Origin of the sequence: Flavobacterium sp. A45, from assembly GCF_002001005.1 — a bacterium.
Taxonomy (GTDB): Bacteria; Bacteroidota; Bacteroidia; order Flavobacteriales; family Flavobacteriaceae; genus Flavobacterium.
In genome coordinates this window covers 48,888-71,966 of the sequence record NZ_MUNX01000087.1, presented here as the reverse complement: position 1 = coordinate 71,966, position 23,079 = coordinate 48,888, and the positions used below count along the sequence as shown (strand labels likewise).

Annotated in this window: 23 protein-coding genes; 11 read left to right on the top strand and 12 right to left on the bottom strand. The window is 31.3% G+C overall.

Annotation, left to right across the window (positions count from 1 at the left end):
* Positions 1–92: 92 nt before the first annotated feature.
* The 6 genes from B0E44_RS10780 to B0E44_RS10755 form a co-directional block, all read right to left on the bottom strand.
* Positions 93–1,067 carry a glycosyltransferase family 2 protein gene (locus tag B0E44_RS10780; protein ID WP_077374321.1) on the bottom strand — a complete coding sequence of 325 codons (975 nt, stop codon included), beginning with the start codon at positions 1,065–1,067 and terminating at the stop codon, positions 93–95.
* Positions 1,068–1,194: 127 nt separating this feature from the next.
* On the bottom strand, positions 1,195–2,784 hold the full coding sequence (locus tag B0E44_RS10775) for a capsule assembly Wzi family protein (protein WP_077374318.1): 1,590 nt from the start codon (positions 2,782–2,784) through the stop codon (positions 1,195–1,197).
* 207 nt (positions 2,785–2,991) lie between these two features.
* Positions 2,992–3,948 (bottom strand): glycosyltransferase, encoded by a 957-nt coding sequence (locus B0E44_RS10770; RefSeq protein ID WP_077374315.1) that lies wholly within the window; start codon positions 3,946–3,948, stop codon positions 2,992–2,994.
* Positions 3,949–3,960: 12 nt separating this feature from the next.
* Positions 3,961–4,905 (bottom strand): hypothetical protein, encoded by a 945-nt coding sequence (locus B0E44_RS10765; protein WP_077374312.1) that lies wholly within the window; start codon positions 4,903–4,905, stop codon positions 3,961–3,963.
* 87 nt (positions 4,906–4,992) lie between these two features.
* Positions 4,993–5,919 carry a glycosyltransferase family 2 protein gene (locus B0E44_RS10760; protein WP_077374309.1) on the bottom strand — a complete coding sequence of 309 codons (927 nt, stop codon included), beginning with the start codon at positions 5,917–5,919 and terminating at the stop codon, positions 4,993–4,995.
* A gap of 1 nt (position 5,920) precedes the next feature.
* Positions 5,921–6,715 carry a glycosyltransferase family 2 protein gene (locus B0E44_RS10755; protein ID WP_077374306.1) on the bottom strand — a complete coding sequence of 265 codons (795 nt, stop codon included), beginning with the start codon at positions 6,713–6,715 and terminating at the stop codon, positions 5,921–5,923.
* An 83-nt stretch (positions 6,716–6,798) separates the two neighbouring features.
* On the opposite strand from B0E44_RS10755, the gene B0E44_RS10750 reads away from it, so the two are divergent.
* Positions 6,799–7,560 (top strand): Kdo domain containing protein, encoded by a 762-nt coding sequence (locus B0E44_RS10750; RefSeq protein ID WP_077374303.1) that lies wholly within the window; start codon positions 6,799–6,801, stop codon positions 7,558–7,560.
* Here the strand turns inward: B0E44_RS10750 and B0E44_RS10745 are convergent.
* From B0E44_RS10745 to B0E44_RS10735, 3 genes are all read right to left on the bottom strand, one after another.
* Complete coding sequence (locus tag B0E44_RS10745) at positions 7,544–8,335, bottom strand: glycosyltransferase family 2 protein (RefSeq protein ID WP_077374300.1); 792 nt, start codon at positions 8,333–8,335, stop codon at positions 7,544–7,546. The genes B0E44_RS10750 and B0E44_RS10745 overlap by 17 nt on opposite strands.
* The gene (locus B0E44_RS10740) at positions 8,332–9,297 is read right to left on the bottom strand and encodes a glycosyltransferase family 2 protein (RefSeq protein ID WP_077374296.1); all 966 of its coding nucleotides are present in this window, start codon (positions 9,295–9,297) and stop codon (positions 8,332–8,334) included. Before B0E44_RS10740 ends, B0E44_RS10745 begins: the two co-directional genes overlap by 4 nt.
* Positions 9,298–9,371: 74 nt before the next feature.
* Positions 9,372–10,436 carry a glycosyltransferase family 9 protein gene (locus tag B0E44_RS10735; RefSeq protein ID WP_077374293.1) on the bottom strand — a complete coding sequence of 355 codons (1,065 nt, stop codon included), beginning with the start codon at positions 10,434–10,436 and terminating at the stop codon, positions 9,372–9,374.
* Between the two features lie 123 nt (positions 10,437–10,559).
* Between B0E44_RS10735 and B0E44_RS10730 the strand changes: the two genes are divergently transcribed.
* Positions 10,560–11,309, top strand: coding sequence for a glycosyltransferase family 2 protein (locus tag B0E44_RS10730; RefSeq protein ID WP_077374290.1), 750 nt, complete (start codon positions 10,560–10,562; stop codon positions 11,307–11,309).
* A gap of 82 nt (positions 11,310–11,391) precedes the next feature.
* Here the strand turns inward: B0E44_RS10730 and B0E44_RS10725 are convergent, their stop codons facing one another.
* Positions 11,392–12,207 carry a 2,3,4,5-tetrahydropyridine-2,6-dicarboxylate N-succinyltransferase gene (locus tag B0E44_RS10725; RefSeq protein ID WP_077374287.1) on the bottom strand — a complete coding sequence of 272 codons (816 nt, stop codon included), beginning with the start codon at positions 12,205–12,207 and terminating at the stop codon, positions 11,392–11,394.
* A gap of 154 nt (positions 12,208–12,361) precedes the next feature.
* Between B0E44_RS10725 and B0E44_RS10720 the strand changes: the two genes are divergently transcribed.
* The 4 genes from B0E44_RS10720 (at position 12,362) to B0E44_RS10705 (ending at position 14,882) form a co-directional block, all read left to right on the top strand.
* Positions 12,362–12,595 carry a hypothetical protein gene (locus B0E44_RS10720; protein ID WP_077374284.1) on the top strand — a complete coding sequence of 78 codons (234 nt, stop codon included), beginning with the start codon at positions 12,362–12,364 and terminating at the stop codon, positions 12,593–12,595.
* Complete coding sequence (locus B0E44_RS10715; RefSeq protein ID WP_077374281.1) at positions 12,585–12,866, top strand: type II toxin-antitoxin system RelE/ParE family toxin; 282 nt, start codon at positions 12,585–12,587, stop codon at positions 12,864–12,866. Before B0E44_RS10720 ends, B0E44_RS10715 begins: the two co-directional genes overlap by 11 nt.
* A 1-nt stretch (position 12,867) precedes the next feature.
* Entirely contained in the window at positions 12,868–13,278 is a 411-nt protein-coding gene (gene ruvX / locus B0E44_RS10710; protein WP_077374278.1) for a Holliday junction resolvase RuvX, read from the top strand.
* 110 nt (positions 13,279–13,388) lie between these two features.
* Entirely contained in the window at positions 13,389–14,882 is a 1,494-nt protein-coding gene (locus tag B0E44_RS10705; RefSeq protein WP_077374275.1) for a malate:quinone oxidoreductase, read from the top strand.
* Positions 14,883–15,122: 240 nt separating this feature from the next.
* Here B0E44_RS10705 and B0E44_RS10700 read toward each other — a convergent pair whose 3' ends face one another.
* Entirely contained in the window at positions 15,123–17,336 is a 2,214-nt protein-coding gene (locus B0E44_RS10700; protein WP_077374272.1) for an FUSC family membrane protein, read from the bottom strand.
* A gap of 194 nt (positions 17,337–17,530) precedes the next feature.
* Between B0E44_RS10700 and def the strand changes: the two genes are divergently transcribed.
* From def to mazG, 3 genes are all read left to right on the top strand, one after another.
* Positions 17,531–18,118, top strand: coding sequence for a peptide deformylase (def, locus tag B0E44_RS10695; RefSeq protein WP_077374268.1), 588 nt, complete (start codon positions 17,531–17,533; stop codon positions 18,116–18,118).
* Positions 18,119–18,162: 44 nt separating this feature from the next.
* A complete protein-coding gene (locus B0E44_RS10690) occupies positions 18,163–18,621 on the top strand; it encodes a DUF5606 domain-containing protein (protein ID WP_077374265.1) in 459 nt (152 codons plus the stop codon).
* A gap of 83 nt (positions 18,622–18,704) precedes the next feature.
* Positions 18,705–19,478, top strand: coding sequence for a nucleoside triphosphate pyrophosphohydrolase (gene mazG, locus B0E44_RS10685; protein ID WP_077374262.1), 774 nt, complete (start codon positions 18,705–18,707; stop codon positions 19,476–19,478).
* Positions 19,479–19,515: 37 nt separating this feature from the next.
* Here the strand turns inward: mazG and B0E44_RS10680 are convergent, their stop codons facing one another.
* The gene (locus tag B0E44_RS10680; RefSeq protein WP_077374259.1) at positions 19,516–20,196 is read right to left on the bottom strand and encodes a Crp/Fnr family transcriptional regulator; all 681 of its coding nucleotides are present in this window, start codon (positions 20,194–20,196) and stop codon (positions 19,516–19,518) included.
* 107 nt (positions 20,197–20,303) lie between these two features.
* On the opposite strand from B0E44_RS10680, the gene B0E44_RS10675 reads away from it, so the two are divergent.
* Together B0E44_RS10675 and ccoS are read left to right on the top strand one after the other, a co-directional pair.
* Positions 20,304–22,745, top strand: coding sequence for a heavy metal translocating P-type ATPase metal-binding domain-containing protein (locus B0E44_RS10675; protein WP_077374255.1), 2,442 nt, complete (start codon positions 20,304–20,306; stop codon positions 22,743–22,745).
* Between the two features lie 117 nt (positions 22,746–22,862).
* The gene (ccoS, locus tag B0E44_RS10670; protein WP_077374252.1) at positions 22,863–23,042 is read left to right on the top strand and encodes a cbb3-type cytochrome oxidase assembly protein CcoS; all 180 of its coding nucleotides are present in this window, start codon (positions 22,863–22,865) and stop codon (positions 23,040–23,042) included.
* The last annotated feature ends 37 nt before the right edge of the window (positions 23,043–23,079 follow it).

Below are 23,079 nucleotides of genomic sequence, written 5' to 3'. Positions count from 1 at the left end.
AGTTTGTAGTGTCCGTGTTCCAGTTTTATAAAATCCCCTTTTATATAATAATTTTGATTATCCTGCATAATAATTATTCTTCGTGATTTTATCTACAATTGTCTTTTTCCTCTTATTTTGTCGGTTAAAGTTCTAAAAAAATAGAAAATGGGATTGGCTTTTTTTAGGGATTCATTACATTTTTTGAATAAATCTAAATTAGATTCTGCTATTTCTTTAAAATTGATAGGGGTGTCATCTTTGGTGTTATCGGAAACCTTTTTGAATTTTAAATAATTGCGAAAATATATTCTAGATAATCGTGCATAATCTTGATACTTTTTAGGGGTAGTATGCTCTAAAATATGGTTACCCATTACTAGATGATTCTTTAATCTGTTTTTATTTAAATTTCCTTTAGCTCCAATCTGTTGTTCGCTATGTATTCTATAGGATATTAATTCATCAGTTAAATATTCTAATTTTCTTCTTGAAGCAATAATAATCGCTATCCATTCATCATGATAAAATTTTTGAATATCTGGAATTGGTAAAATTAAGCTTTTTATTTCCTGTTTTATACAAAGAGTTGATCCTGTTACCACATTAGATTTAAATTTAATATGATGATATAAATCAATTGGTTTGCTTAATTGGTTTTCCATAAAACCTTTAGAATCCCAGAGACTAATATTCGTGAATTTTTTATTATTGTCATTAGTTAATTCTGCATTTGAAAAGACTGCTTCTGCTGATTCATTTTTTGAAAAATACTCAATTATTTTTTCAACTTTATTCATTTTCCAAATATCATCTTGATCACTCAAAAAAATATAATCACCATTACAGAGAGAAATGGCTTTTTCAAAATTTTTATTACTCCCTAAATTAATTGGGTTTTTATGTAAATTGATTTTATTAGGGTATTCTAGCTGAAATTGTTTTATAATTTCAATTGTTTTGTCATTTGATCCATCATCACAAATAACAATTTCATCAATTGGCAATGATTGGTTTAAGATACTTTCAATCTGAATTTCAATGAATTTTTCACCATTATAGGTACACATTGCAACAGATGTTTTCATATTGTCTAGTGTTGTTTTTTGAGAATTATTATTTTAATATTAAATTTTATATTTTGCTAAAGGATAAAATAAGATTGGCTTTGTTAGTTTTTTTTAAGAAAATATTTACTAAATATCAAATTATTTTTTATAGTTGATATTGCAAACTAAGTTGAAATTGCATATTTATTTCTCTATTCTCATATTGATATTGGTAGTTATTGCTTACAGATGTATTTAAATTGGCTTTAATGCCTAGATTGCCATATTTATGATAAGCGTATGTATTTAACATCAATTCAACCCATTTGTTTTTATAATCCGTATACGTATCATAATAAAAGTCCATATTGTGGGCATATCGTTCTACTTGGATTCCCCATACTTTATCTTTCTGCCAAACACTAAAATCTAGAGTTTGTAAGTTGCTTCCTGGACCAATGCCTGCTCCAAGTACTTCTCCTTTATTGGTGTATCCATGCAGTATGATTCCATGCATGTACCAAGCGCCTGCTGGCCTTACTAAACGATCGGCACTTTGTTCCAAATGTGTAGTTTCAAAATTTACTTTTAAATATATGTCTTTACTTTTGTTAAGCATAAATAATTTGTTAAATCCAAAAAGATAAGCTCTGGAATGTTCAGGGGAATGAAATAAATCGGTTACATCTTGTGAATGATCATTCCATCCACTTTCTCCATAAAATTCAAATTTGGATTCTTTCATAACCCACCTAAAGAAGAGAGAAGCCAACTGATCTCTATTTTTAGCATCTTCTCCATTTAACTTTTTTTTCTGGAAAGGAGCAAATATTGGCATATAGTCTGAAAAACTACTACCCATATCATCACGATAAACTTGTATGGTTCGATTTAATCCTACAAATAATCCAGGAACCCACTTGGGGTGATAGTTTATGGAAAGTCCGTTTATATAACGCCAATCATTTGATTTTGGTAGCTCGTAATCCACTCCACCAATTATGAATTGGGATTTTGGACTCCTCAAACCTGAACCCTCTAATTTACCGCTAATGATTTGCCCTTCAAAACTTCCAATGCAAGTTTCTATTGGTTGTTTTGTATTCAAGGTAAAATGTAAAAAACCTTGAGCCGTATTACTCATTAATAGTGAATTTCTAGTACCCGGACCCCACCACAAATTTTCGGTTGATAAACCAATAGAAAATTTATTGATATTAAGTTTGATATTACTTTGGCCCCAGTTTAATTTGTTGTAGGATTGATCTCCATAAGGGGTTGGTAAATCTGTGTAGTTGAGATAATAAGCATTTGCTAATCGAACAGGATCTGGTTCTGTTAAAGGAAAAATGTCAAAATCAGGATTCGCAGCATAAACATATTCGGGTTTTAACTGCACACTCAAAATCCCATACTGTGCATACAATCCAGCAGTCAGTAGCGTTTGGTAGCCTTTGGCAGGAATCATAGAGCCATCATTCCAACCATAAGGGGCAAATGTATTGTATTGCTGTGTTAACTTTATTGGAAGAGCTTTTAAAGTTAGCTTTTCATTAGCTTTTGTTTGTGTAGAATCAATAAGATCTAATGCTATAGGTCTTAATGTGTAGGAAATAAATGGATTTCCGTTACCTAATAATTGTTCGTTTCTGCTTCTTTGTTCTATCATGTCAATAGATCCTACAGGAATGTTTTGAGCTAATAAGGAATTAGTTAATAGAAAGAAAACTATAATTATTCTAAATTTGATATTCATAAGTTGTATGTTTTACAAGGTTTTTATCATGCCTTGTTTAAAAAAAGGCAAAGTTAGTCTTATATTTTTAAATCATACTTTCATATTACTAACAAAAGTAAAAAAGAACGTTTATTACGGCAAATTCTAGATCCGTATGGCGTAACTTAAAAATTCCAATGATGGTTTTGTTAAACTGATATAAGACGTCTAATTAATAATAGTTTTTTACAGCATTTTTCGTTTCCCAAGTATTTGATCACTTAGCGTAACAAATCGATACCGAATAGGGAATTTTAATTTCATTTTGACATTTAAATTATGTAATTCACTATGACTTTTTGTTATTAAATCATGTATGTTAATCTTAATGGAATTGAATTTTTGGTATTTTTTCGATTTTTGGTATTTTAAATATTTTTTTTTGGATAAATGTCGATATTCTAAAAAACTCGATGGTTTTTCTAAGTCAAGAATTATCCTTTTTAATCTGTTTTTGGTAACAATTTTATGGATATTTTTCATGCCAACTTGCTGTTTTTCATGTATTCTATAGGATATTAAATTTTCTGTCGAATAGTATAGCGATTCTCGCAAGATTAAGAGCGTGGCAATTTTTTCGTCATGCAAAACATTGTCTTCAAAAGAAGTAATGAAATGTTTTACATGATTTCGAATGCATAATGTAGCTCCAGTTACAATATTTCCGTTTTTGGAAACAATATTAAAAAAGTCTATGGGTTTAGGTAACTCTTTTTCTAAAAAGAATACTGAATCCCAAATTGTTAAATTGGGAATGAGATTGTCATTTGAGTCAATTATGTCTGCATTTGAAAAAACACCTTCGGCTTTTGGGTTTTGATCGAAAATTGCTAGTGTTTTTTTTACTTTATCTTCTTTCCAAAGATCATCTTGATCAGCTAGAAAAATATAATCTCCAGTACAAAGGGTTATTGCTTTTTCAAAATTCTTGGAACTCCCCAGATTTGTGGCATTTTTATATAAAAAGATTGTAGTTGGATATTGTTGTTGTATTTGGGATATTATTTCCAATGTTGTATCATTCGAACCATCATCACAAATGATAATTTCATCAATTGATATAGTCTGGTTTAAAATACTGTCAATTTGAGATTTAATATATTTTTCCCCATTGTAAGTGCACATTGCAACTGATAATTTCATTTAGTTTTTGTATTAAGATATAATTTGATTTACCCAAGCCTCAATTGTGTAGTTTTTTAGAATATCTTCTGGGATTTTTTGATATTCATTACTGAAAAATTCCAAAGGAATGTTGGGTTTCTTCTCATCTATAATTAATATGTTATTAGGGTTGTAGAAATCATAGTATTTAATGTCTGCATTTGTAGTGATTAGTTTTTTTTCTAGCTCGAGACTTTCAAATACTCTAAAAGTGAGCCCTTTTTGTCCTATTCGATTGATGTCCAATAAAACTTGAGTGTTGTGCAAATAATCATTGACTTCAGCCAATGGAATTTGTTTTGATATGTATTCAACGCTAGACTTGTGACTTTTATTTTTTTTATCAAAAATAATTATTTTATAATTGATGTTTTTTTCTTTTAAAATGGAGGCTATTTTCACCAGTAATGGAACTCTCTTATCTTTGGAACTGATGTTGAAAACTTGAGATTTGGCATTTCTTTTCTCATTCTTAGAAATAGGATAAATCCAATTGGTTAAAAACATTAGATTGTATTTTTTACAGTCATCTTTTTCAAAAGAATAAACTTCATCAAAATGAGGAATGACCCTCTTGATTTTTGGGCATCTGGTTACACTGTCATTAAAAAAGGCTATCGATTTATAGGTGTATTTTTTAAATTCTAAAATGGCTTTAGGATCAATAAAGTCCCCTTTTATGGTTAGAATTACATCTTGGATTTCATTATTTCCTTTTAATCTTTCAATGATTTCATTTCCATAATAAATGTTTTTAATGTTTTTATTGGAAAAAGTTTTTAAAACAAAATTGTAAATTTTCGATTTTATATTGGGATATTTATATTTAATATCAAAAATATTAATATGATTTACTGAATGCCCTTTTTGGTTTAAGGCGTTAATTAAGTGGCTGTTTAGTCCCCAATTATCATAGCTTATAATTGTTATTTTCATATGTAATCGGTTATTTTTGAATCAATCTAATTTGCATTCTTCATTGGGATTTGTGACCAATCAAAGTCATACAATTTCATTTTTGGATTAGTGAATTTGTTTAATTTTTTGAATTTGTTTTAAAGATTTAGTCAAAGGAGCTCCATTTAAGACTAAAATAAAAAGCGCCCAATTTTTTGGTTTAAAAATACTACTGATAAAATACTTTAGTATTAGGTAAGTTAAAACAACTTTATGGCCAAAATAACCATAATGCTTCCTCATTATGTATAATAACGATATTTTTAGTTCTTTTTTTATTGCGATAGATTTTTCTGTACTCGCGCCATGAAAATGAATAAATTTTGCATCAGGGATTAAATAGGCATATTGAGATTTTTTTGCTAATCTTAAACACAAATCGGTTTCTTCATAATAAAGAAAAATATTGGTATCAAAACCACCTATTTCATTAAAATCAGCTGCTCTTAAAAACATAAAACTACCTGGGATGAAGTTTACTTGTATAGGAGTTGAATACTTTTTCTTTCGTTTGGGATATTTTTTTGGATTGAAAAATTCAAGAAAATTTCGCCCAATAATCTCTCTTGCAGGTGAGGCAAAATGATCTAATGAAATCATGAAATCTCCGTTTTCTTTATATGCTTGGGCTCCGGCAATGCCAATGTTTTTATTATCGTCTAAAGCACTTTTTAGAATCGACAAACAATCATTTAAAAAGAGAGTATCATTATTTATAAATGCATAATATTTTGCGTTAGAGTATTGCACCCCAAACATGTTTCCACCGCCAAAGCCAGTGTTGATATTGCTTCTGTGAAGTTCCAGATTTGGAAATGAAATGGTTTCACAAAAGGCTTTGAGAGTTAAATAATCCTCTTTTTCAGAACAATTATCGGTTATGATAATTTGATAGTTTATTTTTTTGGAAGTATTATCTATTATGGATTGAATACAGTTTATAGTATGTTTACTAGAATTATAATTAATTAGAATTATGGCTATGTCAAACATGTTATAAATATTGATTTATTCCTTTTTCGATAAAAGTTAATTTCTTTTCTGTACTCTGCTTTAAAATTTCATCATTGATGTCAAGCTGACTTCTTGATTGTTCTTTGTGGTAGATATGATATGCAATTCCACAGTTTTTTAATCTTTTGCCTTGTATTCCAATATTATGTATTCGTTGAATCATTTCAGAATCATCGATTCCCCATCCAACTAAATTTTCATTGAATCCATTGATTTTTATAAAATCGGTTTTCCAGAAAGACATGTTACAGCCTCTCAATTTTGATGAACGCTCAGAAATACTTTTTGAAAAACGCATTAAAAAAGGGATTCGTATAGTGCGCCCTCTTTTTTTAATTCCTTTGGAAAACAAATTAAAATGAGTTGTTTTTTTTGAAAATAGTTCTGCTAAAAAACCTTTTTTGATGGTAACTCGAGAACCAAATAAATAATGCCCTTTTTGTGCATATTTCAAATGATCTTCTATGAAATACTTGTTCATTATAATATCGCCGTCTATTTCGATAATATAGTCATATTTTGAAACTGCAATAGCTTTATTCATAATTGCTGGCTTTCTGTTTTTGATATCTTCATGCCAGATATGAATTAAAGGTACAGGAAATGTTTTTTGAAATTTGGCAATTAAATTTTTGGTATTTTCAGATGAGCCATCATCTGCAATAATTACTTCGTTTGGTAAAACGGTTTGTTGTAATATACTAAGAAGTAGTAACTCTAATGCTTCCGGCCAATTATATGTGGGTGTAACTAAAGTACAATTTGGGTAACTCATAGGTTGAAATTTAAGCAAAACTACATAAAATATTTGAAGTCTAGAATGCAATACTTACTTTTGTCTTTCTAACAATTTTTTCAATGAAATATGTATTGGCCCCTTCTGTTAAATTAATGGAAGATAAAATTTTACTTTTTATATCTGATTTCAAAACTTCTGGAAAACTCTTTGGTGACGGCAAAAGAAACATCATCAAGTTATTTGAACTTGAAGGGATCACGATGAATATAAAATCTTTCAAAATTCCAAATTTGATTAATAAGATTGCCTATAGGTATTTTAGAAAGTCGAAGGCTAGACGTTCTTTTGAATATGCAACGCTTTTGTTGGAAAAAGAAATTGGGACTCCGCAGCCACTTGCTTATCTTGAAAACTACAATTGGATAGGGTTGAAGGATAGTTATTATGCAAGTGAACATCTAGAATGTAATTTGACCTATAGAGAGTTGGTAGAGATTCCAGATTACCCAGATCATGAAAACATATTGAGACAGTTTACTCGTTTTTCTTATTCTTTGCATCAAAAAGGAATTGAATTCAAAGATCATTCTCCTGGAAATACATTAATAAAAAAGAGTGCTGAAGGGCAGTATGATTTCTTTTTGGTTGATTTGAATAGAATGAATTTTCATGAAGAAATGTCGTTTGAATTACGAATGAAAAACCTTTGCCGATTAACACCTGTAAAAGAAATGGTGGAGGTAATGAGCAATGAATATGCAAAAGTATCAGGTGAATCTGAGGATTTAATATTTGAGACTCTTTGGAAATACACAGCTGATTTTCAAGAAAGATTTCACAGAAAGAAACGATTGAAGAAGAAACTTAAGTTTTGGAAATAGGAAGCTGATTCTGTTTCCATAGTTTTTTTAATTCTTTGTATCGAACAACTATAGAATAAGCATTTAGGTAACAAATAATTATTCCTTTTTTACCATCAAGAATTCCTAATCTGATGAAATAGTTGTAAAGAAAATTATAACTTGGATGAAAAAAGCGATGGAAAAATGTTGGTTTTACTTTTTTTATAAATTTTTCCTGGGCTTTAAATTTGCCGTAAAAAATAATTTTTTCTCTGTAATCATCATAACTCGAATAGGAATGATGAATGAGTTTGTTTTTTAGAAACCCAATTTCACCATTGACGATTAGTTTTTCGTGAACCAATCTTTTTTCATCATATTTCGCTGATTTTTTATTGAAAAGCCTGAATATTTTATCCGTTTGATTGCCACTATATTTTAAAACAGTATTTTCAAACATGAAAATTCTTTCAAAAAAGAAAGCAGAATAAGTTTGGTTATTTTGTAGCGTTTCTATGATTTCTTGCTTCAATTCAGGTGTTAAAATCTCGTCGGCATCAAGAAATAATATCCAGTCATTTTTAGCTTGCGAGATTGCAAAATTTCTTTGTGCAGAAAAATTTTCAAATTTATTTTGTATAAACTTTACTTTAGGGAAAGTCTTTGCAATAATTTCCGTCCCATCAGTACTAAAGGAATCGACAATTACTATTTCATCTGCAAAATTTAAATCAGATAATAAACCTTTTAAATGTTCTTCTTCATTTAATGTTATGATCAACACTGACAATTTTTTAGCATTGCTATTTGTCATAAGTTTACTTTTTGATAGTTTACGGATCTTTTACTTAACCAAGTTTGTTCTTTTATAGCATTAAAATAATAAAAACAAAGATTTTTGAGAATGTACTTATTTGTTCTCAATTTCAAATTGAAAAACAGAACAAAACTTAAAAGCGATAAAAAGGTTTTTCCTATAAGTGTAAAAATAATCAAAAGCAAATGCCCTACTATTTTGGTCAATGGATTAAAATTATTGCTTATATATACATGTTTTGAAATAATTACCTCAGTTCTGCTGATATGTTCTGTTTCAAAATCATTTCTTGAAGAGCCACCGTGTTCATGTAAAATAATTGTATTTCGAGTCACTGCAATTTTACCATTTTTCTGTGCAATTTTTTTACAAATTTCTACATCTTCAAAGTAAAGCCAATAATCTTCGTTCCAACCATTCACTTTGTGAAACCAATCTTTATGTATAAAAATTAGAGCCCCTGTAACCCAGTCGGGATAGAATAATTCCTCTTTGGTGTTAAAATGAGAACTTGTTTTTCTATATAGAAACCGGCTTATGCCGAAAATCTGGACTAGAGACGGAAAAATATTTTTTTGATTAAAAAAGCGATTCTTTCTGTCAACCTGTAAGCACGACAATATACCTATTTCAGAATGTTTTCTGTAAGTCGTATAAAGTGTATTAATTGTATTGTGCGATATTACGGTATCAGGATTCAGAAATAAAAAATATTCTCCTTTTGCTTCTTTTGCGCCAAGGTTACATCCATTTGCAAAACCAGAATTAGTATTGTTTCTGATGAAAATAAAGCCTTTAAATTTATTTTGAAATGAATCAAACTCGCCATCATCCGAAAAATTATCAACAATGATTACTTCAAAAGTTATGCTTGTTTTATCTATCGAAAGTAATGATTCTAGACAGTTAAGTAATGGCTTCCAACTTCGGTAGTTCACTATAATAATTGAAACATCCATTAATATGATAAGATAAGTTTTTGATGAATTTGATGCCGTAAATTGAACTTAACCAATAAAAACCAGCTGTATTGTTAATTGTTATTTATGAAAAAATCAATTTTGTCCTTAAATAATTCAGGGGTAAGTAGTTGGTATAAAGAGGTGTGGTTTTTCTTTATCTCATCATGATTAATATTAGTAAATAGCTCAGGTTTGAAATCATTTAAATGGACAGATATATTTCTTAATCCATCCTCAAAAGTGGCCCAAATTTTCTTTTCTACGAAAGGAGAAAAAATGGTAAAGGCTGGTTTGTTTAATGCTTTTGCCATGTTGATAGCTCCTCCGTCATTACCAATTATTAAATCACATTGATTCATTATGGATATGTACGACCTTAAATCTTTCCCAAATATATCAAAATGAATTTTTGCCTGAGTTTCTTGTGAACAAGAATTGTATATAGCCTTAGCATCGTCAATTTGATTTTCAAAATAATTAAAAAGGATTGTTACGTCTTTATGATCGGCCACGTATTCAACAACTTTAGTCATGTATTCCAACGGGTATGTTTTGTTTTTTTCACTCCCGAGCAGACTGATCATTATTGTTTTTTTGTCCCTGTTTATTTTGTGTTTTTCAAAAAGTAAAATTGTTTCTTCACTTTCTTCAGGACTTACAAATAATTTGGGATAAGGATCTATTGAGTTTTTGTCCAATTTTAACGGTTCTAATAAGAGAAGTCTATTATCAATGGCAAATCCATATTTTGGTGTTTCTGTATTTTCAAAACGTTTTAAATTATGAGTGTAAAAAACGGTGGTGTACCATTTGTGGTAGGCAATTTTAATTTTCGAACCAGTAAACATCGTAATTAGATTTGTTTCTAATTTATTGTATACATCAATTACGATATCATATTTTTTAGCCCTAATTTCAAAAATAAACTTAAACAGGGAAAAATAGTTTTTTCTGATTTTATGGGGTAGTGGAATTACATTATCAATATTTGGATTTCCGATTAATACATCAACACTGTTGGTATAGCACATGTAATCAATTGTATACTTTGGATATTGTTTTTTTAAACTATTGCATATTATCGTACTTGTGAGTACGTCACCAATCCTTTTTTGTTGAATAACCAAAATTCTCATATTGAATAAACTTAATTTGAGTGCTAAAATACAAAGTATTTATAGATATTTGCGGAAGCTGGATTATAAATGGAGTAATCTAGTTAAAAAAATATATTTTTGTAGTAGCAAATAAACAGTACAATGGCGATAAGTGGTTTGATTATTACTTTCAACGAAGAAAAAATGATAGGGAAGTGCATTGATGCGCTTTTTAGAGTTTGTGATGAAGTAATTATTGTCGATTCTTTGAGTAAAGACAGGACAGTAGAAATTGCTAAAGCAAAGGGGGCAATTGTTATCGAACAGCCTTTTCTTGGTGATGGACCACAGCGTTCTCATGGATTGCCTTTTTGTAAAAATGATTGGATTCTCAATTTGGATGCTGATGAATTTTTGGATGCTGATGCTGAGGATTATATTTTAAAAGAAAAATATTTAAAAGGAAATTTTGATGGGTTAAGCTTTCGTGTCAAAAACTTTTTAGGAGATAAATTAATAGACTTTTCAGGTTGGTATCCAGATCACAAAGTACGTTTTTTTAATAAAAAAACAGCAAGACCTTCTGATTCTAAAGTGCATCAAACTATTGTAACTACCAATGAAAAAAATGTTCCAGTTCATATATTGCATTATGGATGGGATTCACTGGATCAGATTATTGCCAAAAAGAATCAATATTCAGGCTGGCATGCACAACAGCTTTTTGATGAAGGAGTAAGAATAGGGGCATATAAGCCGATACTTAATGGAATAGTGTCATTCATACGCTGTTATTTTTTCAAAAAAGGAATTTTAAATGGATTAGATGGGCTGTCCATTGCTATGATTCAGGCATTTTTTTCGTACATGAAGTATGCTAAGCTAATTAAAATTCAAAAGAAAAATAGTTGATGTTTTAAATATTTGTTGAATATAAAAAGAGGTCTTATTTTGTTAAATAAGACCTCTTTTCTTTATAAAATTTAATGTGATTTTAAACCGCTACATCATATTCGCGTAAAGCGTTATTTAAAGATGTTTTCAAATCAGTAGATGGTTTACGAGTTCCGATAATCAAAGCACAAGGCACTTGGAATTCACCAGCAGCAAATTTCTTGGTATAACTTCCAGGAATTACTACCGAACGAGCAGGAACAAAACCTTTCATTTCTACAGGCTCATCACCAGTTACATCAATGATTTTTGTAGAGGCTGTCAAACATACATTGGCACCAAGCACAGCTTCTTTACCAACATGAACACCTTCAACAACAATACAACGAGAACCTATAAAAGCACCATCTTCAATTATAACAGGAGCTGCTTGCAAAGGTTCTAATACTCCACCAATTCCAACACCACCACTTAAGTGGACATCTTTTCCAATTTGAGCACAACTTCCAACAGTAGCCCATGTGTCTACCATTGTTCCTGCATCTACATATGCACCAATATTTACATAACTTGGCATCATGATTACGCCACTTGAAATATAAGATCCATAACGAGCAGATGCTCCAGGTACTACACGAACTCCTTTTTCGGCATAATCTCTTTTCAATAACATTTTGTCATTGTATTCGAAGATTCCTGCTTCCCATGTTTCCATTTTTTGAATAGGGAAATACATTACAACAGCTTTTTTTACCCATTCGTTTACTTGCCATCCTTCGCCAACAGGCTCAGCAACACGTAATTTTCCTGCGTCTAATAATTCGATGACTTCTCTGATCGCATCAGTAGTTGTTTTTTCTTGAAGTAAAGCACGGTTTTCCCAAGCTTGTTCTATTAAGGATTGTAGTTCGTTCATTTTTGATAAATTTTTTGCAAAGATACCATTTTTAAGCAAAAGCTAAAAAGGGATATCGAATGGAATATGTTATATATTTAACTAATTAATGGTTTTTTTGTGAAATTAATTTTAGATTAAAAAGTGGTATATTTGTATAATAAATGGATACATCATGGAAACATTACGTTTAGAATTTCAACCCGATTTAAAAGCTAAAATATTGGAATTATTAAGTTCATTTTCTTCTGATGAGTTGAAAATTGTTCAGGAAGACCCTTATTTCGATGAAAATAAAAGAAAATTAGATGCTTCTTTGGCTAAAGTTAAAAATGGGACAGCCGAATGTTGCTCTTTGGATGAATTAGATGCATTTCTTGAAGCTACTATTTCTGAATATGAAAATTGAGATTACTAAAGATTATAGACTTGATTTAAACGAACAGATTAGATATATTTCAAAAGACAAGCCTCAGGCAGCTAAGAAGTTTAAAGTTGATTTAATCAAAAATATCAAGAAAGATTTAAAACACCCTTTTAATTTTAAAAAATCCGGATATTATAATGATGAAAATATAAGAGATTATGTTTTTAAAGGATATATTTCTGTTTATTATATTGATGAAGAGCAAAAGTGTATTTCTGTTTTCGGTTTAATAAAATATAAAGAATCACTATAAAATGCCAAGAATACTCTCCATAGACTACGGTCAAAAACGTACAGGAATAGCTGTTACAGATGAATTGCAAATTATTGCTTCGGGGTTGACTACGATTCCGTCACAAACAGCAATACCTTTTTTGAAAGATTATTTTTCCAAAGAAAAAGTCGAAGCGGTACTTATTGGCGAACCCAAACAAATGAATGGGGAGCCTTCTGAGAGCGCATCCATAATTAAAGGATTTGTGACCCATTTTACCAATCATTTCCCGGATATGAAGGTCATTCGGGTAGACGAACGTTTTACTTCCAAAATGGCTTTTCAAACAATGATTGATAGTGGACTCAATAAAAAACAGCGCCAAAATAAAGCTCTAATTGATGAAATTTCAGCCACTATCATGCTTCAAGATTATTTGAATCGAAAATAATACTCTTAATTTAACAAACTGTTATAATTTTTGAGTGTTTTGTAACTAAAAAATAATTTTTTTTTGTGATTTTTAGAACTAATTTTGCAACTTCTTAAAAACACACAAAAATGTCCGATACAACAATACGATCCAATTCCGATGTAGTTCTTATTGGAGCAGGGATTATGAGTGCTACTCTTGGTTTAATTTTAAAAGAATTACAACCTGATTTAAAGATTGATATTTACGAAAGATTAGATGTTGCAGCCGCAGAAAGTTCTGACGCATGGAATAATGCAGGAACAGGACATTCGGCTTTTTGTGAGCTTAATTATACTCCAGAAAGTGCTGACGGTACAATAAATCCAAATAAAGCTATTAGTATTGCCGAACAATTTGAGGTTTCCAGACAGTTTTGGTCTTATTTGGTCAAAGATGGAAAACTTCCAACTCCAGAAGATTTTATAAAAAGTATTCCTCATATTAGTTTTGTTTGGGGTGATAAAAATGTGGACTTTCTAAAAAATAGGTTTGAAGCTTTGCAGTCAAATCCTCTTTTTGCTGAAATGATTTTCAGCACTGATGTTTCTGAATTGCAAAAATGGATGCCTTTAGTAATGGAAGGCAGAAATCCAGATGAAAAAGTTGCCGCAACTTCAATGAAAATCGGTACGGATGTGAATTTTGGAACATTGACTAGAAATATGTTGTCTTATTTAACGAAATTGGATAATGTGACTATAAACTACAGCCATGAAGTTAAAAAACTAAAACAACGCGAAGACAAATCTTGGAGAATAAAAATCACAGATTTAGCTTCCGGTCAAAAGAAAAAAGTATATACAAAATTTGTTTTCATAGGTGCTGGTGGAGGTTCATTACCATTACTGGAAAAAGCAAATGTACCCGAAGGAAAAGGATACGGAGGTTTCCCTGTTAGTGGACAGTGGCTAAAATGTACAAATCCCGAAGTAATAGCAAAACACCAAGCTAAAGTATATGGAAAAGCGAGTGTAGGTGCTCCACCAATGTCGGTCCCTCATGTGGATTCCCGAATGATTGATGGAGAGAGAGCATTACTTTTTGGACCGTTTGCAGGATTTTCTACGCGCTTCTTAAAAAACGGCTCTTATTCAGATTTACCCTTGTCTATAAAACCAGACAATGTAATTCCGATGATTGTTGCTGGGTATAAAAACATCCCGCTTACTAAATATTTGATTGAGCAAGTGCGTCAATCTCCAAAAGACAGAATGAATGCTTTGCGCGAATATGTCCCAGGTGCTAGAACCAAAGACTGGAAATTGGAAAGAGCAGGACAAAGAGTTCAAGTTATTAAAAAAGACGAAGAGCTAATTGGTAAATTGGAGTTTGGGACAGAAATTATCAATACAAACGATGGAACTTTGGCGGTTTTATTAGGTGCTTCTCCTGGAGCTTCAACTGCGGTTTCTATTATGGTTGAGTTGGTAAGTAAATGTTTTCCAGAGCAATTTAGTTCTCCAGAATGGCAGGAAAAAGTGAAAGCTATGATTCCTTCTTTTGGTCAGGCTTTAAATGAAAATCCAGAGTTATTGGCAACTATTAGAAAAAATACAGCCGAAGTTTTAAAATTAAGCTAAACTGATTATTAATTTTTGGAGCAACAGCATAAGGCTTTTTTAGTCACATAGAACCTGCTCTACACTATATCTTTTCTTTTTTAAAGAAAAAAAGAAAAGGATGCCGTTACGATCAGGGCTAAAGATGAAGATTTGGAATTTTTGGAATGAATTTCAATTAGAACAGGCTCAAGTTGATAAACACAAAATGACAGTTTTTGGTTTCGAATAAAAGGAACCAAAAGCTGTCATTTTTTTTAATCAATCCTCCATTAGTTTTTTAGTGTTTTTTAAAATTCCTTCCGATAAATTGGTTAGCCAAATTAATTGCTCTATTACCAATTGTGCTTCCTGCATTTTTAAGGCAAAAGCTTCTTCGTCAATTGGATTTCCTTCTTTTAGTTCGCTTTCTCGAATGTTTTTTAATTCTATAAAACGATTAGCTAACTCTTCTTTTGTAATTTCATTCGAATCATTAACTGACTCTCCTTTTAAATAGGCAATCGCCTGCTCTAAGTTTTTAAGCACTTTTTCGACAACGATAGTCAAGGCTTTGGAAGAAGGTGTTGTTTTATGGGATTGAGTATAAGTACCTAAAGAGGCTGTCGATGAAAGCAAGGAATGATTAAGTTCTGTCAATTTATATAGAAGAACAATTTTCTTTTGTTTGGACTTAGGTTCTTGCGACATTCTTTGGAATGAAGCCATGAGATTTCCAATTTCGATGAATGCATTTTTTCTTGCCAAACGATAAGAGGTAGTAACGTCTCCTTTTTGGGTATAAAAAATAAAAATCTCCTTCAAATAATCTCGATTGGCAATAATAGATTTCTTTAAGTAAACAGGGGCTTTGATATATTCCCAAGAAGGCCATAAAAAATGATTGGCAAGGTAAGCCAATAAAGCTCCTGTGAAAGTGTCTGCTATTCTAAATTGAATAACATTTACAAAATCAGGAGATAGTATTCCATGTAAGAATACAATATACATGGTTACAAAAGTGGCACTTACTGTATAATTCGTTTGCGTAAAAGAAAATCCAAGTAGCATACAAAGTATAGCCAAAATACTCAATAGAAAATGAGTAGGCATTAATGATAAAATACTGAAAGCAATTATGCCACCAATTATAGTTCCTATTACACGTTGTATAGATCGCTGTTTTGTCAATCCATATCCTGGTCTCATGATGATAATGATCGTCATCAAGATCCAATAAACATTTTGAAACGGAAGAAATTCACCTACAATACCCCCTAAAATAAGTGCAACTGTCAATCGTAGAGAATGTCTAAAAATAGTTGACGAAAAGCTTATATTTTGAATAAATGTACTAATTGGATAATATTGGGGAGTTAAAAATTTTTCTAAATCTTTATCTTTTCCTTTGAAATCGTAAGTATTCGATACTGACGTGAAAGCGCGTTCAATTACTTTGATTTTTTCGATTTGCTTCTCTGCGTATTCCATCATGGTTTTTAGCATCAAAACGCCCTCGGAAGCTTCTGTTTTTCCTAACTCATTTTCGTATTCAATTATAGCTGTTTCCAGAGCTAATAAATGGTTGGATAATTTATGTTTTGGGATATAATTGGTTCTTTTTTCAATGTTTTTGGATAATTGTTTTAATGTTGATGCCAAATTATAAGCCAAGTTTTGATAAGTGGCTAATGTTTTAGGATGCTTTTCAAACTTTTGATGCAATCGATTATGGTCAAATGAAGTTGATAGCGCTAACTCCAATATTTCTACCAATGAAATAAATACAATGAGCATTTTTCTATTTTGATTGGAAGAAACTGCATTGATTTGTTTCCCTATAAGGACTCTTCGAATATTATGATGGATGTCATTGAGTTCGACTTGTAAATGCAGTTGTTTTTCGAGAATTACTTTTCTGTCGGCGATGCTGTTCCATAAATCGCCTCTTAGTTTTAAGTATTTGGATGTTAATTTGATGCATTCGGCAACTTGTAATTCGGCGTAGCGATACGGTCTTAAGTAATGAAATATTAATGAAATGATTAAATAAAATAAACCACCAGCAAGTATTAATGCCGAATGTTGAACCATTTCTAATCCAGTATGCAAATTAGAAAAGGATAACGATACTGATAATAAAGCAGAAAAAGAAGTGAAAGTAGCTCTTTGTCCATAGACAGATAACATCGCTAATATGAATACCAATATGGAGAAAAAAGGATAGAAAATAAAAGGAATGGGGTAGGTAAGATTGATTAATAAATTGACTCCTGCTATCAAAAAAGCAGTGACAATAATTCCGTTTATCTTATGCTTTAAACTGCTCGGGATATCACTTGGATAAGTCAAAAAAGCACCAAGGGCAATGACAAAACCAATTTCGAAAAGGCCAAAATAAGTAAATACCAATACGGGAAGAACTGCTGATATAGTTGCTTTTAATGCATTTGTAAAATAAGTGCTATCAGTAAATTTTTCTATTTTGGTAATCATGGAATTTCATTTAATACAAAGATAAGTTATAAATGGCTTCGTAAGATTTTATATAACCTATCAATACAATTGTACAAAAATATGCTAATTATCAAATGTAGATTATTCATTATCTATTTTTTTACTACTTTTGCCAACTTAATAAAGTGGATTTTTTCCTTTATTTACGCTAGGTATTAATAAAAATAAATCAAATGATATTACCAATTATAGGATATGGTGATCCTGTTTTAAGAAAAATAGGGGAGGAACTTACTCCAGATTATCCAAATTTAAAAGAAATTATTGCAAACATGTATGAAACCATGTATAATGCAAGCGGGGTTGGTCTTGCTGCAGAGCAAGTGGGATTGTCATTGCGATTATTTGTTATTGATACTACCCCATTTAGTGACGATGAGGATTTGGAAGACAAAGAGCAAAAACAATTGAAAGGTTTCAAAAAAACTTTTATCAATGCTAAGATTATAAAAGAAGAAGGTGAAGAATGGGCTTTTAATGAAGGTTGTTTGAGTATTCCTGATGTGCGTGAAGACGTGTACAGAAAGCCAACAGTTACCATTGAATATTGTGAAGAAGATTTTGTTATGAAAACCGAAGTTTTCGATGGTTTGATAGCAAGGGTGATTCAACACGAATACGATCATATAGAAGGGATTTTATTTACCGATAAAATATCATCTTTGAAAAAGCGTTTGATCCAGAAAAAATTAAAAAACATCACCGAGGGGAAAACATTTCAAGATTATAGAATGAAGTTTTTTGCCAAAAAGGGAAGATAATTTATACGTTCGTTTTAATAAAAAAATAAATAAAAAAAATAAAAATGAGTTTAGAGAAAATATTATCGATTTCAGGGAAACCGGGTTTATATGTTTTAAAAGTACAAACACGTACAGGTTTTGTGGCTGAGTCATTATTGGATGGAAAAAAAATCACGGTAAGTTTAAAAAGTAATGTAAGTCTGTTGTCTGAAATTTCAATTTACACTTATGAAGGCGAAAAACCTTTGGCAGAAATTATGCAGAACATTGCTAAAAAAGAAAACAAAGGTCAAACAATTTCCCACAAAGAAGATAATGCAACTTTATTGTCTTACTTTAGAGAAGTATTGCCGGAATATGACGAAGAAAGAGTATATGCTTCAGATGTTAAAAAGATCGTGAATTGGTATAATACACTTCAAGCAAAAGGATTGCTTGTTGATGAAGCTCCAGTTGTAGCTGAAGAAACAAAACCAGCTAAAAAAGCACCTGCAAAGAAAGCATCAGCTAAAAAAGAGTAATTTTAAAGTTATTCAAAATATATTAATCCTGTCAAGATATTTTCCTGACAGGATTTGTTATTTTTACACAAAACCAAAACACGATGAGCACTAAACAAAACCAGCTTCAGGCTTTTGAGCGATTATTGGACATAATGGACGATTTGCGTGAAAAATGTCCTTGGGACAAGAAGCAAACTATGCAAACGCTTCGTCATCTAACTATAGAAGAAACCTATGAATTGGGAGATGCTATATTGGATAATGATTTGAATGAAGTAAAAAATGAATTGGGAGATTTGTTGCTGCATATTGTTTTTTATGCCAAAATAGGCAGTGAAACAAACGATTTTGATATGGCTGACGTGTGTAATGATATTTGTGAAAAACTCATTCACAGACATCCTCATATTTACGGAGATGTTGTTGTTAAAGATGAAGAAGAAGTAAAACAGAATTGGGAAAAACTAAAACTAAAAGAAGGCAAAAAATCAGTTTTGGAAGGAGTGCCAAAAAGTTTGCCTGCTCTTGTGAAAGCCAGCAGAATACAGGATAAAGTAAAAGGAGTTGGGTTTGATTGGGAAGAACCACACCAAGTTTGGGATAAAGTTCAGGAAGAACTGCAGGAATTACAAGATGAGGTGGTTGCCGGAAATCAGGATAAAATGGAATCCGAGTTTGGCGATGTTTTATTCTCGATGATCAATTATGCCCGTTTCTTGAATATTAACCCTGAAGATGCATTGGAGCGAACCAATAAAAAATTCATAAAACGTTTTCAATATCTGGAAAGCAAAGCCGATGAACTAGGAAAGCCCTTGATGGATATGACCCTTGCCGAAATGGATGTTTTTTGGAATGAAGCGAAAAAGCTTTAGGTTCAAGCAGTATTCGGAACACAGTAAAAAGATTGCTTTAATCAGCAATCTTTTTTAATTTATTAATGTCTTTTAAAACAATTTTTTTACCCACCAATTCAATCAATCCTAATTTATTAAAATCGGATAATAATCGGATGCAGCTTTCAGTTGCGGTACCTATCATACTGGCCAATTCTTCTCTGGATAGTTGTACTTTCAGTGTTTTATCCGTGTTGGTGCCGAAAGTTTCATGCAAATAAATCAAAGTTTCGGCTAATCGCTCTTTTACTGATTTTTGTGCCATATTGACCATATGATCATCTGCCAATCGTAAATCTCCGCAAATTGATTTCATAACATTCATCGAAAACTGATTGTTTTTGTCGAAAAAACCTAATATTTCAGCTTTTGGTATAAAACAAACCTGCATATCTTCTAATGCTACAGCACTTAAGTTGGCTGGCTCGTCACTTATCATCGAGCGTTGTCCTAATAATTCTCCCTTGGCTACCAATTTTACAATATGGTCTTTCCCGTTTGGACTTAATTTAGTCAATTTGCAAACACCGTCTTTAATACAAAATATGCCATTCACATTTTCTCCTTCCTCAAAAATGCTTTCGCCTTTTTTGATTATTTTAGAGGTTTTACAATCGGAAAGTTTTATAAGTTCGTCTTTGTTTAGTGCTTTCAAAGAACTAAACTCTCTAACGATACATTGTTCACATTTGCTCATAACGAAATAGGATTTGCGTCTACAAAGTTATACTTTTATATGATAAATATCATTGTTTTAATACAATCAATTTGTAAAATTTGCACCCGCTTAATTAAGCTTTATTTATGGAGAAAAATAACTGTTTTCATTGTGGTTTAGATATAATAAAAGAAGAAGAAATACTTTTTGATGAAAAAGAATTTTGCTGTAATGGATGCAAAACCGTATATGAAATTTTCAGCCTGAATGATTTAACCTGTTATTATGATTTCGAAAAATCACCAGGCGCAACTCCACAAGATATTAACGGAAAATATGATTTTTTAGACAATGAAAGTATCGTTTCAAAGCTGTTGGAATTTCAAGAAGATTCAACCGCTATTATTTCACTTAACATTCCTCATATACATTGCAGCTCGTGTATTTGGATTTTGGAGAATTTACAGCGTCTTCAAAAAGGTATAAACACATCCCAAGTTAATTTTCCCGAAAAGAAAGTCCGAATCAATTACAATCCTGAAATTGTTTCACTGAAAAGCATTGTCTATTTATTGAGTTCTATAGGCTATGAACCTTATATTAGCTTGGAAAATTATGAAACCGGAAAAAATAATGTTGACCGAAGCTTAACCTATAAACTCGGTGTAGCATTCTTTTGTTTTGGTAATATCATGTTGCTATCTTTTCCGGAGTATTTTGAAGTAAAAGAATTTTGGCTGGATAATTACAAGCCTTTTTTCAGGGGATTGATTTTTGCGCTGTCTTTGCCTTCTTTTTTATATTCAGCCAGCGGTTATTATGTTTCGGCCATTAAAAGTATAAAATCCAAAATGCTCAATATCGATATTCCTATCGCATTGGGAATTGTCGTGATGTTCATTCGCAGCACATTTGATATTGTAATGGATTATGGACCAGGATTTTTTGACAGTCTGACCGGTTTGATTTTCTTTATGTTGTTGGGTAAAATGTTCCAAATCAAAACGTATAGTTTTCTTAGTTTCGAAAGAGATTTTAAATCTTATTTTCCGATAGCTATTACCAAAATAAATACAGACTCTACCGAGGAAAGCATTCCTGTTTATGAAATCGAAAAAGGAAACCGGCTATTAATCCGTAACCAAGAGCTGATTCCTGTTGATGGAATTTTAATATCGGATAAAGCCGAGATTGACTATAGTTTTGTTACCGGAGAAGCCGTTCCAATTACCAAAAAATCGGGAGATAAAGTTTTTGCGGGAGGAAAACAAATTGGGAAAGTTATTGAAATGGAAGTTTTACATTCGGTTTCCCAAAGTTATCTGACGCAATTGTGGAGCAATGATGTTTTTCAGAAAAAAGTAGAGCAAAAACACAAAACGATTACTGATAACATCAGCCGTTATTTTACGCCAATTCTTTTGTTAATAGCATTTGCAGGATTTGGATATTGGATATTTTTTGATGCCAATACAGCTTTCAATGTTTTTACGGCAGTATTAATAGTAGCTTGTCCTTGCGCATTGGCATTGACCGCTCCTTTCACTATGGGGAATATGCTCCGAATTTTTGGCAATAAACATTTTTACCTCAAAAATGCTTTGGTAATCGAACAATTAGCCAAAGTCGATACGATTGTTTTTGATAAAACCGGAACGATTACCACAAATGCAAAGTCGAATATTTCCTATGAATCCTCCCCCAGCCCCTCCAAAGGAGGGGAGCAAAAAGCTGTGCTAACAGATACAGATTTAACACTGATAAAAAATGTGCTTCGTGCTTCGAATCATCCTTTGAGCAGAATGCTTTATGATTTTTTGCCGGAAACCAAAAGATTAAAATTGGATACATTCGAAGAAATAACCGGAAAAGGAATTCAAGCCGAAATTGATGGAATTTCAGTTAAAATTGGTTCTGCAGATTTTGTAATTCAAGATGTTTTTTCGGCAGTTACAACTCCCTCCCCTTCGGGGAGGGCTGGGGAGGGGACTGCTGTTCATATAAAAATAGGCAAAGTATATTTTGGAAAATATATTTTTAACAATCAATACCGAGAAGGCTTATCCGATTTGTTCACAAAGCTGAGTACTCAGTATCAACTGAAAGTTTTATCAGGTGACAATGACGGGGAACAAAGCCAATTAGAATCAATTCTGCCTAAGGGGACGGAAATGATTTTTAATCAAAAACCCGAGCAGAAATTGGAGTTTATAAAAGCTTTACAGGAACAGGGCAAAAATGTAATGATGGTAGGCGATGGGCTTAATGATGCTGGGGCTTTGGCACAAAGTAACGTGGGAGTCTCCATCTCAGAAAATGTAAATGTTTTTTCACCAGCCTGTGATGCAATTTTGGATGCAAAAGAATTTAAAAAACTTCATTATTTTTTAAAATTATCAAAAAAAGCCATAACGACTATCAAAATGAGCTTCGTTTTATCACTTTTATACAATGTTGTTGGGTTGTCTTTTGCGATTACTGGAAATCTCTTGCCATTGGTTGCGGCTATTATTATGCCACTGAGTACCATTACGATAGTAAGTTTTGTTACCATAATGAGTAATTATTATTCGAGGAAAATAAAATAGTTTAATAAGGAAATGTTTCTTTTTTTTTCATAATTTTAACATATTAGATTAAATATGATAATTGTCATTTTTTATAAAAAGTGATAAAGATAATTTTGTTAACCAAATATTAAGATTATGAGTGTTATCTATTTGTTGATTGCCATTAGTATTTTCGTCGCCATAGGTTTTTTTATCGCTTTTGTTTTTGCGGTAAAATCAGGTCAATATGATGATGATTATACGCCATCGGTCAGAATGCTTTTTGACGATGAATTGATTAAATCTTCCCAAAAGAAATCAGAAATTAAGAGGTAAACTACTCTTTAATCTTTTTACCAATTTTAAACAACCT